Origin of the sequence: Pseudomonas sp. B2021 (assembly GCF_018135665.1) — a bacterium.
Taxonomy (GTDB): Bacteria; Pseudomonadota; Gammaproteobacteria; order Pseudomonadales; family Pseudomonadaceae; genus Aquipseudomonas; species Aquipseudomonas lactis.
In genome coordinates this window covers 4,974,105-4,990,616 of record NZ_SMOF01000001.1, presented here as the reverse complement: position 1 = coordinate 4,990,616, position 16,512 = coordinate 4,974,105, and the positions used below count along the sequence as shown (strand labels likewise).

The window sequence follows — 16,512 nt, the reverse complement described above, 5'->3', positions numbered from 1 at the left end:
CCTCCATGTTTTTCCTGATCGCCTATATCAGCAGCGTCGTGCTGATCAACTTCGCCTTCTCCACCGCCCCGCACCTGGACGTTATCTGGTCCGCCTGGGGCGGCCTGGTATTTATCCTGCGCGACATGGTGCAAACCCGCTTCGGCCATGGCGCAATCATCGCCATGCTGGCGGCGCTGGTGCTGTCCTATATCACCTCCGACCCGTCCATCGCCCTGGCCAGTGCCACGGCGTTTGCGGTGTCCGAGTGCATCGACTGGCTGGTGTTCAGCATCACCAAGCGCCCGCTGCATGACCGCCTGTGGATAAGTTCGGCGCTGAGCATTCCCCTCGATACCTTTATCTTTTTCGGCCTGATCGGCGCACTGACGCCGGCGGTGGCGGGCACGGCGTTGGTGTCCAAATTCGCCGGGGTCACCGTGGTCTGGCTGATCATGGCCTGGCGCATCCGCCGGCGGGCTGTCGCCAACTGAGGCCAATTTTTGCAGTTCATGTAAAATGCCGGCCTTTCTCCCCCATGATCCGCTCCCCTGAGGACCTGAGATGACCCGAATCGGAACTCCATTGTCGCCAACCGCGACCCGCGTTTTGCTGTGTGGCTGCGGTGAGCTGGGCAAGGAAGTGGTAATCGAACTGCAGCGCCTGGGCGTTGAAGTGATTGCCGTGGATCGCTACGCCAATGCGCCGGCCATGCAGGTGGCGCACCGTAGCCATGTGATCAACATGCTCGACGGTGCTGCATTGCGTGCGGTGATCGAGGCGGAGAAGCCGCATTTCATCGTGCCGGAAATCGAAGCCATCGCCACCGCGACATTGGTCGAGCTGGAGGCCGAAGGTTTCACCGTGATCCCCACCGCCCGCGCCACGTCGCTGACCATGAACCGTGAAGGCATCCGTCGCCTGGCCGCCGAAGAGCTGGACCTGCCGACCTCGCCGTACCACTTCGCCGATACCTTCGAAGACTACAGCAAGGCCGTCCAGGACCTGGGCTTTCCGTGCGTGGTCAAGCCGGTGATGAGTTCGTCGGGCAAGGGCCAGAGCCTGTTGCGCAGCGCCGACGACGTGCAGAAAGCCTGGGACTACGCCCAAGAGGGCGGGCGTGCCGGCAAGGGCCGGGTGATCATCGAAGGTTTTATCGACTTCGACTACGAAATCACCCTGCTGACCGTGCGCCACATCGGTGGTACTACTTTCTGCGCGCCGGTGGGGCATCGCCAGGAGAAGGGCGATTACCAAGAGTCCTGGCAGCCACAGGCTATGAGCCCGGTTGCCTTGGCAGAATCCGAGCGCGTTGCCAAGGCGGTAACCGAAGCCTTGGGCGGTCGTGGTCTGTTTGGTGTGGAATTGTTCATCAAGGGCGATCAGGTGTGGTTCAGCGAAGTGTCGCCGCGCCCCCATGACACTGGCCTTGTGACCCTGATTTCCCAGGATCTGTCGCAGTTTGCCCTGCACGCACGCGCCATTCTCGGCCTGCCGATCCCGTTGATCCGCCAGTTCGGCCCTTCGGCGTCGGCGGTGATTCTGGTGGAAGGGCAGTCCACCCAGACCGCATTCGCCAACCTTGGCGCCGCGCTGAGCGAGCCGGATACAGCGTTGCGTCTGTTTGGCAAACCTGAAGTGAACGGCCAGCGCCGCATGGGCGTGGCACTGGCGCGGGACGAGTCGATTGAAGCAGCTCGGGCCAAGGCGACCCGTGCTTCCCAAGCAGTTGTTGTAGAGCTCTAAACCGCCACGCTCGTTCCCACGCTTTGCGTGGGAATGCCTCTTGTGACGCTCTGCGTCGCGCTTGGGGACGCAGAGCGTCCCTAACTGCATTCCCACGCAGAGCGTGGGAACGAGCATGGGGTCAGGCAACCTTGTTCAAGTCGTTATCCCGCGTCTCTTTCAGGCACAGCACCGCAATCAAACTCAGCAACGCTGCCGCCGACACATACCCCCCGACATAACTCAGCCCGCCCATCGCCACCAGCTTGGTCGCGAAGAACGGCGCCGCCGAGGCCCCCACGATCCCGCCCAGGTTATACGCCGCCGATGCACCGGTATAACGCACGCGGGTCGGGAACAATTCCGGCAGCAGGGCGCCCATCGGTGCGAACGTCACGCCCATCAAAAACAGCTCCAGGGCCAAAAACAGCGCCACGGCCCAGGTGGAGCCATGGGTCAGCAGCGGCTCCATGGTAAAGCCCGACAGAATCGCCAGGACCGCACCGACGATCAACACCGGCTTGCGCCCGTAGCGATCACTGGCCAAGGCGGCCAATGGTGTCGCCAGCCCCATGAATAGCACCGCAAAGCACAGCAGGCCGAGGAAGGTCTCACGGCTGTAGCCCAGGGTGGAAACGCCGTAGCTCAACGAAAACGCCGTGGTGATATAGAACAGCGCGTAGCACACCACCATCGACGCGGCGCCCAGCAGTACCGGCAGCCAATGCTGGCTGAACAGCTCCACCAGCGGCACTTTCACCGGTTTTTCCTTGGCCACGGCATTGGCGAATACCGGCGTCTCATGCAGTTTGAGGCGCGCATACAGGCCCACCATCACCAGTGCGGCGCTGAGGATGAACGGAATGCGCCAGCCCCAGCTGCGAAATTGCTCGTCATTCAGGCTCATGGCCAGAATCAGAAACAAGCCGTTGGCCGCCAGGAAGCCAATCGACGGGCCCAACTGCGGGAACATGCCGAACCAGGCGCGTTTGCCCTTGGGCGCGTTCTCGGTTGCCAGTAAGGCCGCACCGCCCCATTCCCCGCCCAGGCCCAGGCCTTGGCCGAAGCGCAAAACACACAAGAGAATCGGCGCCCAGGCACCGATGCTGTCGTAGCCCGGCAGCAAGCCGATCAAGGTGGTACATACCCCCATCAATAGCAGCGAAGCCACCAGGGTGGATTTGCGGCCGATACGGTCGCCGAAGTGGCCGAACAACGCCGACCCCAACGGGCGGGCGATAAAGGCGATGCCGAAGGTCAGGAACGAGGCCAGCATCTGCGCGGTGCCGGAGGTCTGGGGGAAGAACACCGGGCCGATCACCAGGGCGGCAGCCGTGGCGTAGATGTAGAAATCGTAGAACTCAATGGCGGTGCCGACGATGCTCGCGGTGGCGACGCGGGCAGTTGAGTTGGCTGGGGCGGCGCTCGTGGCCTCTTGATAGGTGGTGCTCATGACGTTATCCCTGACGGTTATTGCGCGTTTGGACGCGGATTATTATTGGTCGAACACCCATGGATCAGGGCTGTGCGCGGGGCGGCTCGGGATGGGAGCAAACACCGGTCGGACATGGTAAGGCGGTGCCAGGACACGCTGGGTGCGGGTAGCACGCGGTCGGGCGGGGCTTGGGTAAGCCGCAGGGATTATAGGAAGGGGGCTAAGGATCCAACAAGGGGCTGGTGAGGATCTATGGCCTGGAACTGGATCAATGTGGGAGCTGGCTTGCCTGCGATAGCATCACCTCGGTTCAATTGAAGGACCGAGTCGCCTGCATCGCAGGCAAGCCAGCTCCCACATTGACCGGGTTGAGCCTGCTGAGGTCAGGCGGCCACCGGCACATGGCTGGTATGCCAGATCAACACCTTGCTCACCCGGTTGTCCTCGGTCTCGAGGATTTCCAGGCGATAACGGCCGACTTTCAGGCACACCGCGCAATCGGGGATGGTCTCCAGCGCCTCGGTCACCAGGCCGTTGAGGGTCTTGGGACCGTCGCTGGGCAGGTGCCAGCCCAGGCTTTTGTTCAGTTCGCGGATCGAGGCGGCGCCATCGATGATGTAGCGACCATCGGGCTGGGCTTCGATATGCGGGTTATCCACAGCCTGATCGCTTTCGAATTCGCCGACGATCTCTTCCAGAATATCTTCCAGGGTGACGATGCCCAACACTTCACCGTACTCGTCCACCACCATGCCCAGGCGCCGCTGCTGCTTGTGGAAGTTCAGCAGTTGCAGCTGCAACGGCGTGCTTTCCGGCACGAAGTAAGGCTCGTGGCAGGCGGCGAGCAGGGCCTCTTTGGTCAGGCTGGCGTCAGGCAGCAGGTGTTGGACCTGCCGGGTATTGAGCACGGCCTGCACCTGGTTGATGTCGCTGTGGAACACCGGCAAACGGGTGCGTGGTGAGGTGCGCAACTGTTCGATAATGTCCTCTATCGGCTCATCGAGGTTGATGCCGTCCACTTCGCTGCGCGGCACCAGAATGTCGTTGACCGTGATGTTGTCCAGGGCATGGATACCGGGCAGGCCGGGAGTGCGGTCGGCGTCGGTGTCGGGCTCTGGGTCGTCATCATGGTCGGGCAGGGGCTCGTCGCTGTTTTTCACCACGCCGGATTTGCGTGCAAACGGGCGCAATAACAGCAGGCTGATGCCATTGAGCAGCCAGGCCAGGGGGTAGAGGATTTTCAGCGGCACGCCCAGCAATGTATTGCCAAAGCCCAGCACGGCTTGCGGGTGACGGGTGGCCAGGGTGCGGGGCAGGTAGTCGGCCAGCACCAGCAGCCCTGCGCAGGAAATCAGCCAGCCCAGCCAGGGCCCGTTCTCTGCCCAGGCATAGATCGCCAGCAGGGTGCAGAGAATCACCACGGCGGCGCGGCACAGGCTGTTGCACAGGATCAGGCTATGGCGCGGGAAGCTCAGGCGTGCGGCCGCCTTGTCGCCCTGGCGGGTGCCGGGGCGCAGGGCCAACAGATGCTGTTGTGCGGCTTCGATGGCGGTAAACAGTGCTGCCCATAGAATAAGCAGGGCAATTACAGCGAGCATCGGCCCTAAGGGCAAGTTGTCCATGATCACTGCTCGTCAGATATGCAGGATGTATTCGCGAACCAGCTTGCTGCCGAAATAGGCCAGCATCAACAGGCAGAAACCGGCCAGGGTCCAGCGGATGGCCTTGTGCCCCCGCCAGCCGAGGCGGTTGCGCCCCCACAGCAGCACGCTGAACACGACCCACGCCAGGCACGCCAGCAAGGTTTTATGCACCAGATGCTGGGCAAACAGGTTTTCGACGAACAGCCAACCGGAGATCAGCGACAGCGACAACAGCGTCCAACCGGCCCACAGGAACCCGAACAGCAGGCTTTCCATGGTTTGCAGCGGCGGGAAGTTCTTGATCAGCCCGGAGGGGTGCTTGTGCTTGAGCTGGTGATCCTGCAGCAGCAGGAGCAGGGCCTGGAACACCGCGATGGTGAACATGCCGTAGGCAAGGATCGACAGCAGGATGTGGGCGAGGATGCCCGGCTCCTCGTCGATCACCTGTACGGTGCCGGTGGGGGTGAACTGCGCCAGCAGCACCGTGAGCATTCCCAGGGGGAATAGCAGCACCAGCAGGTTCTCCACCGGAATCCGGTAGCAGGCCAGCAGCGTCAGCGCGATGACGGCCGCGGCGATCAGGCTGGCGGCGCTGAAAAAGTCCAGGCCCAGGCCAACCGGGGTCATCAGGTGGGTGAACAGGCTGGCGGCATGGGCCAGCAGGGCCAGCACGCCAAGGCCGACGAGCAGACGTTTGTCCGCTTTGGCGCCTTGGGCCAGACGAGTGCCCTGATAGAGGGTCGCAGCGGCATACAAAATGGCGGCGGCGAGGCTGGGTAGCAAACTGGGTGACAAAGGGAGCATAAATCCTGGTAGGCAAGCCCGAAAGGCGTTGAGTTTGGCACACACCTGCGTTGCACGAAAGACTCCCGCGCCAGACAGCGGGTGTGCATGGGCGCAGTCTTCGCTATAATCCGCGACCTGCCCACGCCGCAGGCTCGGCGAACGCTGTTTTTAATAGCGCTTTCCCCCAGCCTGGGCCGCCATTACCTCGGTCTACCTGCATTTCGATGAGTAGGGCCTGAAAGGATCGCGCATGTTTGAAAACTTGACTGACCGTCTCTCGCAGACGCTGCGCCACGTTACCGGCAAGGCCAAGCTGACCGAGGACAATATTAAAGACACCCTGCGTGAAGTGCGCATGGCGTTGCTGGAAGCCGACGTGGCTTTGCCGGTGGTGAAGGACTTCGTCAACTCGGTCAAGGAACGTGCGGTCGGCACCGAAGTGTCCCGCAGCCTGACCCCGGGCCAGGCCTTTGTGAAGATCGTCCAGGCCGAACTCGAAAGCCTGATGGGCGCGGCCAACGAAGATCTGAACCTCAGCGCCGTGCCGCCAGCCGTCGTGCTGATGGCGGGCCTGCAAGGTGCGGGTAAAACCACCACCGCCGGCAAACTGGCGCGCTTCCTTAAAGAGCGCAAGAAGAAATCCGTGATGGTGGTGTCGGCCGACGTGTACCGTCCGGCGGCCATCAAGCAGTTAGAAATGCTCGCGGGCGAAGTGGGCGTGACCTTCTTCCCGTCCGACCTGAGCCAGAAGCCGGTCGACATCGCCAACGCCGCTATTAAAGAAGCCAAGCTGAAGTTCATCGACGTGGTTATCGTCGATACCGCCGGTCGCCTGCACATCGACGAAGAGATGATGGGCGAGATCAAGGCGCTGCATGCCGCGATCAACCCGGTCGAGACCCTGTTCGTGGTCGACGCCATGACCGGCCAGGATGCGGCCAACACCGCCAAGGCCTTTGGTGACGCACTGCCGCTGACCGGCGTGATCCTCACCAAGGTCGACGGCGACGCCCGTGGCGGTGCCGCGCTGTCGGTACGTGCCATTACTGGCAAGCCGATCAAGTTCATCGGTATGGGCGAGAAGAGCGAAGCGCTCGAGCCGTTCCACCCTGAGCGTATCGCCTCGCGCATTCTCGGCATGGGTGACGTACTCAGCCTGATCGAGCAGGCCGAAGCCACGCTCGACAAGGACAAGGCCGACAAACTGGCCAAGAAGCTGAAGAAGGGCAAGGGCTTCGACCTCGAAGACTTCCGCGACCAGCTGCAACAGATGAAGAACATGGGCGGCCTCGGCGGCCTGATGGACAAGCTGCCCAACATCGGCGGTGTGAACCTGGCGCAAATGGGCAACGCCCAGGGTGCGGCAGAGAAGCAGTTCAAGCAGATGGAAGCCATCATCAACTCCATGACCCCGGCCGAGCGCCGCGACCCTGAGCTGATCAGTGGTTCGCGCAAACGCCGGATCGCCATGGGCTCCGGCACCCAGGTGCAGGACATCGGTCGCTTGATCAAGCAGCACAAGCAGATGCAGAAGATGATGAAGAAATTCTCCGCCAAGGGCGGTATGGCCAAGATGATGCGCGGCATGGGCGGTATGTTGCCCGGCGGCGGCATGCCGAAAATGTAAAGTATTCGAGCGCAAGCCTTGCTTGCGCTCCGCCCCACAGGGATGTGGGATCTCCAGCAAACCCGCCGTTGGCGGGCGCTGACTCGCCGTTTTAACCGACGGCTCTATAGCAGATCTGAATGGCACGCTGATAGGCGCCAGAAAAAGACATTTGCAAAAGTCCGGATATTCCTTAGAATATGCGGCCTTTCGGGCACCTATGCCCGCTGTGCATTTAGATTTGCAGCACCGACTACAGGAACGATGTTCACATGCTAACAATCCGTCTTGCCCTTGGCGGCTCCAAAAAGCGCCCGTTTTACCACTTGACCGTAACCGACAGCCGCAACCCGCGTGACGGTTCGCACAAGGAACAGGTTGGTTTCTTCAACCCTGTTGCTCGTGGTCAAGAAGTTCGTCTGTCCGTGAACCAAGAGCGCGTAGCCTACTGGCTGAGCGTTGGCGCACAGCCATCCGAGCGCGTTGCAAAACTGTTGAAGGACTCGGCTAAGGCCGCAGCCTGAGCAATATGAACGCGACGCCAGCTGTTGCTGATGATTTGATCGTTATCGGCAAGATTTACTCTGTTCATGGCGTTCGCGGCGAAGTGAAGGTGTATTCCTTTACTGATCCGACTGAAAACCTGTTGCAGTACAAAACCTGGACGCTCAAGCGCGAAGGGAGTGTGAAGCAGGTTGAGCTGGTCAGTGGACGCGGGAGCGACAAGTTCCTGGTCGCAAAGCTCAAGGGTCTTGATGACCGTGAAGAAGCTCGTCTTCTGGCCGGTTATGAGATCTGCGTGCCGCGCAACCTGTTCCCTGAATTGACCGACGGCGAGTACTACTGGTACCAGCTGGAAGGTCTGAAGGTTATTGATCAACTCGGGCAATTGCTGGGGAAAATCGATCATCTTCTGGAAACCGGCGCCAATGATGTAATGGTGGTCAAGCCTTGCGCTGGCAGCCTGGATGACCGTGAACGCCTGTTGCCCTATACCGAGCAATGCGTGTTGGCCGTCGACCTGGCCGCGGGCGAGATGAAGGTGGAATGGGACGCGGACTTCTAAGCGTGGCTAATTTGCGCATTGAAGTGATCAGTTTGTTTCCCGAGATGTTTTCCGCCATCAGCGAGTACGGCATCACCAGTCGGGCGGTGAAACAGGGGCTGTTGCAGCTCACCTGTTGGAACCCGCGAGACTACACGACGGATCGACATCACACTGTGGACGATCGCCCATTTGGCGGTGGCCCGGGCATGGTGATGAAGATCAAGCCCCTGGAAGATGCGTTGGTTCAGGCCAAGGCAGCCGCCGGGGAGAAGGCGAAGGTAATTTACCTGTCCCCTCAAGGCCGTCAGCTGAAACAGGCGGCGGTACGCGAACTGGCGAATGAGGAAAGTTTGATCCTGATTGCCGGTCGCTATGAAGGCATTGACGAGCGTTTTATTGAAGCTCATGTCGATGAAGAGTGGTCGATTGGGGACTATGTCCTGTCTGGCGGCGAGCTGCCGGCGATGGTCCTGATAGATGCGGTTACACGACTGCTGCCCGGAGCTTTAGGGCATGCGGACTCCGCGGAGGAAGATTCCTTCACGGATGGTTTGCTGGATTGCCCGCACTACACCCGTCCGGAGGTGTATGTGGATCAGCGTGTTCCCGACGTATTGCTAAGTGGCAATCACGCACACATCCGGCGTTGGCGTTTACAGCAGTCCCTTGGTCGGACCTATGAACGACGCGCCGATCTTCTGGAAAGCCGCTCGCTTTCTGGAGAAGAGAAGAAGCTGCTCGAGGAATACATCCTCGCGCGGGACGATAGTTAACAACGTATCGATGGTAGGTCCATTGACTTACCTTAGGAGCACAGCATGACTAACAAAATCATCCTTGCACTCGAAGCAGAGCAGATGACCAAAGAGATCCCTACCTTTGCCCCGGGCGACACCATTGTCGTTCAGGTGAAAGTGAAGGAAGGCGACCGTTCGCGTCTGCAAGCGTTCGAAGGCGTGGTAATCGCCAAGCGTAACCGTGGTGTGAACAGTGCTTTCACTGTTCGTAAAATCTCCAACGGTGTTGGCGTAGAGCGTACTTTCCAGACCTACAGCCCGCAAATCGACAGCATGGCCGTTAAGCGTCGCGGTGACGTACGTAAAGCCAAGCTGTACTACCTGCGTGACCTGTCCGGTAAAGCAGCTCGCATCAAGGAAAAACTGGCTTAAGTCCAGCTTCCCGATGCAGAAAAAAGCAGCCTACGGGCTGCTTTTTTGTGCCTGAAATTTGCCTATCTGTTGGTATTGACCATGACCACCCGCCTCGAAGAAATCCAGCGCCGCACCGATCTGTCGGTCACTCACGTGACCAAGGCCGTGTTCCCGCCCACCACTAACCACCACAACACCCTGTTCGGCGGCACCGCCCTGGCATGGATGGACGAAGTGTCGTTCATCACCGCCACGCGTTTCTGCCGCTTACCTTTGGTGACGGTCTCCACTGACCGTATCGACTTCAACCACGCGATCCCGGCTGGCTCTATCGTTGAGCTGATCGGTCGGGTGATTAAGGTTGGCAACACCAGCCTCAAGGTCGAGGTTGAAGTGTTCGTGGAGAGCATGAGCGCTGATGGCCGTGAAAAAGCGATCCAGGGCGTGTTCAGCTTCGTCGCGATTGACGCAGATAAACGCCCTGTCCCGGTACTGCCAGGCTTTGTTGACTGATTATTCGGCGGTGCTGGCCTGCGGTTGAATGACCGCCAGCAAGGTCCAGCCCGCTACAGGCTTCAAGTGGCTCTCGGGCGAGACCACGTGTACCCAGCCGCTGGTGTCCCTGGCAAACAGCAAGGTGGCGCGCTCGCCGTGCAACGCCTGGTACTGCTCCCACCCAAAGCCGTCGGTGAGGCTGGTGCTGTACAACTCGGCGCCTTGGCCCAGCAGGCTGGCCAATTTGGTGTAGCTCAAGGGTTGGCTGCCCAGCAAGTGTCCGCGGTGTTCATGGCTGGCCTTGTGCTTGTCGGTGCGACGGTTTTCCTGGCTGCTGGCCAGGGCGAACAGGCGATGGCCGAAGTCATGGCGAAAACGCATGGTGGCCAAGGCATTCAGTTCGCCAGAAGGCGAGAGCGCGAGCAGATGCCCCAGGCCGACCAGGTCCAGATGGGACTCGGCATGCTGGGAGGCCGGGTTACCGAAGTACGTAGGCAAGCCTTCCATACGACTGGCGCGGATGTTTTCCCAGCTTGAGTCGGTCAGCAGTACGCGGCTGCCCAACTGCTGCAACGCCTTGCCGAGCGCCCGCGCCGGGCCGTTCGCACCCACGATCAGGAAGCCGCTGGGTGCCGGCTCAGCGACTTTGAGCAGGCGGGCCAAGGGGCGTGCCGTAGCGCTTTGCAGCACCACGGTGCCGATGATCACTGCGAAGGTCAGCGGCACCAGCAACAACGCACCTTCGTGGCCGGCCTCATCCAGGCGGATCGCAAAGATCGCTGACACCGCCGCCGCCACAATGCCCCGTGGGGCGATCCAGGCCAGCAGCGCACGCTCGCGCCAGTTCAGCCCGGAGCCAAAGGTCGAAAGCGCCACGTTCAACGGGCGAGCAATGAATTGGATGATCAACAGCAGGATCAACACAAACGGGCCCAGGGCGATCATGGCGTTCAGGTCCAGGCGTGCCGCCAGCAGAATGAACAGCCCGGAAATCAGCAACACACTGAGGTTTTCCTTGAAGTGCAGGATGTGCCGTACATCCACGCCTTTCATGTTCGCCATCCACATGCCCATCAGCGTGACCGCCAGCAGGCCGGACTCATGCATCACCTGGTTGGAGGCGATGAAGATGCCCAGTACACCGGCCAGCGTCGCCAGGTTATGCAGGTATTCCGGCAACCACTGGCGGCGCATGATCTGCCCCAGCACCCAGCCACCGGCGATGCCGAACAGGCTGCCGCAGAGGATGACGCCGCCGAAGGTCAGCAGGCTGTGGCTCAAGCCGTCGCCCGACGCACTGGCGATGATGAAGCTATACACCACTACCGCCAGCAGTGCGCCAATCGGATCGATGACGATGCCTTCCCAACGCAGGATATTGGCGATGGAGGCTTTGGGGCGTACCACACGCAACATGGGCACGATCACCGTCGGGCCGGTGACCAGTGTCAGGGTGCCGAACAGCAGCGCCAGCATCCAGTCAAAACCCAGCAGCCAGTGGGTGGCCAGGGTGATCACTGCCCAGGTTGACAGGGCGCCAACCGTGACCAGGCGATGCACCACGCTGCCGATTTCCTTCCATTCCGACAGGTGCAGGGTCAGGCTGCCCTCAAACAGGATCAGCGCCACTGCCAACGACACCAATGGCATCAACAGAGGGCCGAACATTTCCTGCGGGTCGAGCCATCCGAGTATCGGTCCTGCCAGAATCCCGCTCAGGAGAAGAAACAGAATCGCTGGCAGTTTAAGGCGCCAGGCCAGCCACTGGCAGCCGAGTGCGGCCACGCCAATGCCGCCAAAAGCCAACAAAATCTGTTGTTCGTTCATTAAAGCTTCCTGTTCCTTGAAATAGCGGGCTATGAAAGACTAATGGCTCTTGTCACAGTTCACTAAATAATTCGCGTATTGCCTTGTGCTAAGTCGCTTGAGTGCCCATGCCTGCCATTGACCATCCCCTGATCGACCGCTTCCTCGACGCCCTCTGGTTAGAAAAAGGCCTGTCGGACAACACGCGCCAGGCGTACCGCAGTGACCTGGCGCTGTTCAACGGCTGGCTGCAGGAGAAAAACCTTGAACTGATCAATGCCGGGCGCGAGCTGATCCTCGATCACCTGGCTTGGCGCCTGGAGCAGAACTACAAACCACGCTCCACCGCGCGATTTCTCTCCGGTGTACGTGGCTTTTATCGCTACCTGCTGCGGGAAAAACTCATCGCCGTCGACCCGACCCTGCAAATCGACATGCCGCAACTCGGCAGGCCGTTGCCCAAGTCCTTGTCGGAAGCCGATGTCGACGCCTTGCTCGCGGCCCCGGACCTGAGCGAGGCCATCGGCCAGCGCGACCGCGCCATGCTTGAGGTGCTGTATGCCTGCGGCCTGCGCGTCACCGAACTGATCAGCCTGACCCTGGAGCAGGTCAACCTGCGCCAGGGCGTGTTGCGCGTGATGGGCAAGGGCAGCAAGGAGCGGCTGGTGCCCATGGGCGAGGAGGCGATTGTGTGGGTCGAGCGCTACATGCGCGATGCGCGCCACGAATTGCTCGGCGGGCGCCCCAGCGACGTGTTATTCCCCAGCCTGCGCGGCGAGCAGATGACCCGCCAGACCTTCTGGCACCGCATCAAGCACCAGGCCAAAGTGGCCGGGATCGGCAAGGCGCTGTCACCCCACACCCTGCGCCATGCGTTCGCCACCCACTTGCTCAACCACGGCGCGGATTTGCGCGTGGTGCAAATGCTGCTTGGGCACAGCGACTTATCCACAACCCAGATCTACACCCATGTGGCGCGCGCACGTTTGCAGGACATGCACGCCAAGCACCACCCACGCGGATAAAACCGTCAGAAATGGCCCATTTTACCTGTCGCGGGCTGCCCTCCCGCCCAACTGTGGTAGGCTTTGCCGGTTCGCAAAGGGGACGGCATCCATTGTGGTCCAGATCAGTATTCTGCTCCCGTCCCTGCCTCTGCCTTCAGGAGTTCCCATGCGCTTGACCCAGATTATTGCCGCCGCAGCCATTGCGTTGGTTTCCACCTTTGCGCTCGCCGATGATGCGGCCGAGCAGACCATCCGCAAGAGCCTGGCCAACCTGGCGCTCGACACGCCTATCGAAAGCATCAGCGCCAGCCCCATGGCCGGCCTGTACGAAGTCAAGCTCAAGGGCAGCCGCGTGCTGTACGCCAGTGCCGATGGCCAGTACATCGTCCAGGGCTACCTGTTCCAGCTCAAGGACGGCAAGCCGGTCAACCTGACCGAGAAGGCCGAGCGCCTGGGCGTGTCCAAGCTGATCAACGGCATTCCGGTGGCTGAAACCGTGGTTTACCCCGCTATTGGCGAAACCAAGACCCACATCACCGTGTTCACCGACACCACGTGCCCGTACTGCCACAAGCTGCACGCTGAAATCCCGGCGCTGAACAAGCTGGGCGTGGAAGTGCGCTACGTTGCCTTCCCGCGCCAGGGCCTGGGTTCGCCGGGTGACGAGCAGTTGCAGGCGGTGTGGTGCTCGGCCGACAAGAAAGCGGCCATGGACAAGATGGTCGATGGCAAGGAAATCAAGTCGGCCAAATGCGCCAACCCGGTTTCCAAGCAGTTCGCCCTGGGCCAGTCCATTGGTGTGAACGGTACACCGGCCATCGTTTTGGCCGACGGCCAGGTGATTCCGGGCTACCAGCCGGCGCCGCAAGTTGCCAAACTGGCACTGGGTGCCAAGTAAGCATTTATCGTTGAGCCTTTGACGATCATGGCCCGCCGAACCGTCGGTGGGTCATTAATTGAGAGCCGCAGTTGTGCGGCTGTTTTCACGGCCGACCTAGCGTCGGCCGTTTCATGGGGAGTTCTTCAGTGAAACCGGTCAAAGTAGGCATCTGTGGGTTAGGGACCGTCGGTGGCGGTACCTTCAACGTACTTCAGCGTAACGCTGAAGAAATTTCCCGCCGCGCAGGTCGCGGGATTGAAGTGGCGCAGATTGCCACGCGTTCGCCAAAGCCTCAGTTCGAAACGACCGGTATTGCGATTACCAACGATGTGTTCGCCGTGGCCACCAACCCTGAGATCGATATCGTTATCGAGCTGGTGGGCGGCTACACCGTGGCCCGCGAACTGGTGCTCAAGGCCATCGAGAACGGTAAGCACGTGGTCACCGCCAACAAGGCGCTGATCGCCGTGCACGGCAACGAGATCTTCGCCAAGGCCCGCGAGAAGGGCGTTATCGTGGCGTTCGAAGCCGCGGTGGCCGGTGGTATCCCGGTGATCAAGGCGATCCGTGAAGGCCTGTCCGCCAACCGCATCAACTGGGTGGCCGGCATCATCAACGGCACCGGTAACTTCATCCTCACCGAAATGCGCGAGAAGGGCCGTACCTTCGAAGACGTGCTGGCCGAAGCCCAGGCTCTGGGTTACGCCGAAGCCGACCCGACCTTCGACGTGGAAGGTATCGACGCGGCCCACAAGCTGACCATCCTGGCGTCCATTGCCTTTGGTATCCCGCTGCAGTTCGACAAGGCCTACACCGAAGGCATCACCAAGCTGACCACCGCCGACGTCAACTACGCCGAAGCCCTGGGCTACCGTATCAAACACCTGGGCGTGGCGCGCAGCACCCCAGCCGGTATCGAGTTGCGGGTTCACCCGACGCTGATCCCGGCCGACCGCCTGATCGCCAACGTCAACGGCGTGATGAACGCGGTGATGGTCAACGGCGACGCCGCCGGTTCCACCCTGTTCTACGGCGCTGGTGCCGGCATGGAGCCAACCGCGTCGTCGGTGATCGCCGACCTGGTGGATGTGGTTCGCGCCATGACCAGCGACCCGGAAAACCGCGTGCCGCACCTGGCCTTCCAGCCGGACTCGCTGTCGGCCCACCCGATCCTGCCGATCGAAGCTTGCGAAAGTGCCTACTACCTGCGCATCCAGGCCCAGGACCATCCAGGCGTGTTGGCCCAGGTGGCCAGCATCCTGTCGGAGCGCGGTATCAATATCGAGTCGATCATGCAGAAGGAAGTCGAGGAGCAAAACGGCCAGGTGCCGATGATCCTGCTGACCCACCGCGTGCTCGAACAGCACATCAACGATGCCATCCATGCCCTGGAAGCCTTGCAAGGCGTAGTGGGCCCGGTGGTGCGGATTCGCGTCGAACACTTGAACTAACCGATTTGTTCCAGGGGCCCCGTCCATTCGGCGGCCCCTGTTCGAGAATGTTTTAGAGGAGCCAGTCATGCGTTATATCAGCACCCGCGGCCAGGCACCGGCCCTGAATTTCGAAGACGTTCTGCTGGCAGGCCTTGCCACCGACGGCGGCCTGTATGTGCCGGAAAACCTGCCACGCTTCACCCAGGAAGAAATCGCTTCCTGGGCCGGCCTGCCGTATCACGAGCTGGCTTTCCGCGTGATGCGCCCGTTCGTGACCGGTAGCATTCCGGATGCGGACTTCAAGAAGATTCTGGAAGAAACCTATGGCGTGTTTTCCCACAACGCCATCGCGCCCCTGCGCCAACTGAACGGCAATGAGTGGGTGCTGGAGCTGTTCCACGGCCCGACCCTGGCGTTCAAGGACTTCGCCCTGCAACTGCTCGGTCGCCTGCTCGACTACGTGCTGGAAAAGCGCGGCGAGCGCGTGGTGATCATCGGCGCCACCTCCGGCGATACCGGCTCGGCAGCCATCGAAGGGTGCAAGCACTGCGAGAACGTCGACATCTTCATCCTGCACCCGCACAAGCGTGTGTCCGAAGTTCAGCGTCGCCAGATGACCACCATCTTCGGTGAGAACATTCACAACATCGCCATCGAAGGCAACTTCGATGACTGCCAGGAAATGGTCAAGAACAGCTTCGCTGACCAGAGCTTCCTCAAGGGCACGCGCCTGGTGGCGGTGAACTCGATCAACTGGGCGCGGATCATGGCCCAGATCGTCTACTACTTCCACGCCTCGCTGCAGTTGGGCGGCCCGGCGCGTTCGGTGTCGTTCTCGGTGCCGACCGGCAACTTCGGCGATATTTTTGCCGGTTACCTGGCGCGCAACATGGGCCTGCCGATCAACCAGTTGATCGTCGCCACCAACCGCAACGACATCCTGCATCGCTTCATGAGCGGCAACCAGTACGTGAAGGAAACCCTGCACGCCACGCTGTCGCCGTCCATGGACATCATGGTGTCGTCGAACTTCGAACGCCTGCTGTTCGACATGCACGGTCGCAACGGCGCAGCCCTGGCCGAGCTGATGAACAGTTTCAAGCAAGGTGGCGGTTTCAGCGTCGAACAAGAGCGCTGGACCGAAACCCGCAAGCTGTTCGATTCCCTGGCCGTGGACGACGCGCAAACCTGCGAAACCATCGCGCAAGTCTACGCCGAGACCGGCGAAGTGCTCGACCCGCACACGGCCATCGGCGTGAAAGCCGCCCGCGAGTGCCGCCGCAGCCTGGATATTCCAATGGTGATCCTCGGTACCGCGCACCCGGTCAAGTTCCCGGAAGCGGTGGAGAAGGCCGGCATTGGCAAGGCCCTGGAGTTGCCGGAGCATTTGACCGACCTGTTCGAGCGCGAAGAGCGCTGCACCGTGTTGGCCAATGACCTGAAGGCGGTGCAGGCGTTCGTCAGCCAGCACGGCAATCGGGGCAAGCCGCTCTGATCGACAGGGCTGCCTGACGGCCG

General features: G+C 61.0%; 16 protein-coding genes. 12 read left to right on the top strand and 4 right to left on the bottom strand.

The genetic code is table 11. From position 1 onward, the window contains the following. Positions 1-5 precede the first annotated feature (5 nt). Together E1K68_RS22465 and purT are read left to right on the top strand one after the other, a co-directional pair. Positions 6-473: a preQ0 transporter gene (locus E1K68_RS22465; protein WP_003193971.1), complete on the top strand. Its 468-nt coding sequence runs from the start codon at positions 6-8 to the stop codon at positions 471-473. Positions 474-543: 70 nt separating this feature from the next. Next, a complete protein-coding gene (purT, locus tag E1K68_RS22460) occupies positions 544-1,725 on the top strand; it encodes a formate-dependent phosphoribosylglycinamide formyltransferase (protein WP_003193969.1) in 1,182 nt (393 codons plus the stop codon). A 121-nt stretch (positions 1,726-1,846) separates the two neighbouring features. Here the strand turns inward: purT and E1K68_RS22455 are convergent, their stop codons facing one another. From E1K68_RS22455 to ccsA, 3 genes are all read right to left on the bottom strand, one after another. Further along, entirely contained in the window at positions 1,847-3,157 is a 1,311-nt protein-coding gene (locus E1K68_RS22455) for an MFS transporter (protein ID WP_120248574.1), read from the bottom strand. A 365-nt stretch (positions 3,158-3,522) separates the two neighbouring features. Continuing rightward, positions 3,523-4,761 (bottom strand): transporter associated domain-containing protein, encoded by a 1,239-nt coding sequence (locus E1K68_RS22450; protein WP_034133592.1) that lies wholly within the window; start codon positions 4,759-4,761, stop codon positions 3,523-3,525. A 12-nt stretch (positions 4,762-4,773) separates the two neighbouring features. Next, positions 4,774-5,577 (bottom strand): cytochrome c biogenesis protein CcsA, encoded by an 804-nt coding sequence (ccsA, locus tag E1K68_RS22445; RefSeq protein WP_019817239.1) that lies wholly within the window; start codon positions 5,575-5,577, stop codon positions 4,774-4,776. Positions 5,578-5,818: 241 nt separating this feature from the next. On the opposite strand from ccsA, the gene ffh reads away from it, so the two are divergent. The 6 genes from ffh to E1K68_RS22415 all read left to right on the top strand — a co-directional run bounded on the left by ffh (position 5,819) and on the right by E1K68_RS22415 (position 9,886). Continuing rightward, positions 5,819-7,195 carry a signal recognition particle protein gene (ffh, locus tag E1K68_RS22440; RefSeq protein ID WP_003193965.1) on the top strand — a complete coding sequence of 459 codons (1,377 nt, stop codon included), beginning with the start codon at positions 5,819-5,821 and terminating at the stop codon, positions 7,193-7,195. 251 nt (positions 7,196-7,446) lie between these two features. Further along, positions 7,447-7,698, top strand: a complete 252-nt coding sequence (gene rpsP, locus E1K68_RS22435) for a 30S ribosomal protein S16 (protein ID WP_003175899.1) — start codon at positions 7,447-7,449, stop codon at positions 7,696-7,698. A gap of 5 nt (positions 7,699-7,703) precedes the next feature. Then, positions 7,704-8,240: a ribosome maturation factor RimM gene (gene rimM / locus E1K68_RS22430; protein WP_003175898.1), complete on the top strand. Its 537-nt coding sequence runs from the start codon at positions 7,704-7,706 to the stop codon at positions 8,238-8,240. Further along, on the top strand, positions 8,222-8,995 hold the full coding sequence (gene trmD / locus E1K68_RS22425; protein ID WP_153475158.1) for a tRNA (guanosine(37)-N1)-methyltransferase TrmD: 774 nt from the start codon (positions 8,222-8,224) through the stop codon (positions 8,993-8,995). The genes rimM and trmD overlap by 19 nt, the downstream gene beginning before the upstream one ends. Positions 8,996-9,040: 45 nt before the next feature. Continuing rightward, entirely contained in the window at positions 9,041-9,391 is a 351-nt protein-coding gene (gene rplS / locus E1K68_RS22420; RefSeq protein ID WP_003175895.1) for a 50S ribosomal protein L19, read from the top strand. A gap of 81 nt (positions 9,392-9,472) precedes the next feature. Beyond that, positions 9,473-9,886 (top strand): acyl-CoA thioesterase, encoded by a 414-nt coding sequence (locus E1K68_RS22415; RefSeq protein ID WP_003193963.1) that lies wholly within the window; start codon positions 9,473-9,475, stop codon positions 9,884-9,886. Here E1K68_RS22415 and E1K68_RS22410 read toward each other — a convergent pair whose 3' ends face one another. Continuing rightward, on the bottom strand, positions 9,887-11,695 hold the full coding sequence (locus E1K68_RS22410; protein WP_044272392.1) for a sodium:proton antiporter: 1,809 nt from the start codon (positions 11,693-11,695) through the stop codon (positions 9,887-9,889). A gap of 107 nt (positions 11,696-11,802) precedes the next feature. Here E1K68_RS22410 and xerD point away from each other — a divergent pair, with 107 nt between their 5' ends. From xerD to thrC, 4 genes are all read left to right on the top strand, one after another. After that, positions 11,803-12,699: a site-specific tyrosine recombinase XerD gene (gene xerD / locus E1K68_RS22405; RefSeq protein ID WP_003193961.1), complete on the top strand. Its 897-nt coding sequence runs from the start codon at positions 11,803-11,805 to the stop codon at positions 12,697-12,699. A 148-nt stretch (positions 12,700-12,847) separates the two neighbouring features. Continuing rightward, on the top strand, positions 12,848-13,579 hold the full coding sequence (locus tag E1K68_RS22400) for a thioredoxin fold domain-containing protein (protein ID WP_003193960.1): 732 nt from the start codon (positions 12,848-12,850) through the stop codon (positions 13,577-13,579). Positions 13,580-13,707: 128 nt separating this feature from the next. Beyond that, positions 13,708-15,012, top strand: coding sequence for a homoserine dehydrogenase (locus E1K68_RS22395; RefSeq protein ID WP_003193959.1), 1,305 nt, complete (start codon positions 13,708-13,710; stop codon positions 15,010-15,012). A gap of 67 nt (positions 15,013-15,079) precedes the next feature. Beyond that, positions 15,080-16,489 carry a threonine synthase gene (gene thrC / locus E1K68_RS22390; protein WP_003193958.1) on the top strand — a complete coding sequence of 470 codons (1,410 nt, stop codon included), beginning with the start codon at positions 15,080-15,082 and terminating at the stop codon, positions 16,487-16,489. Positions 16,490-16,512 lie beyond the last annotated feature (23 nt).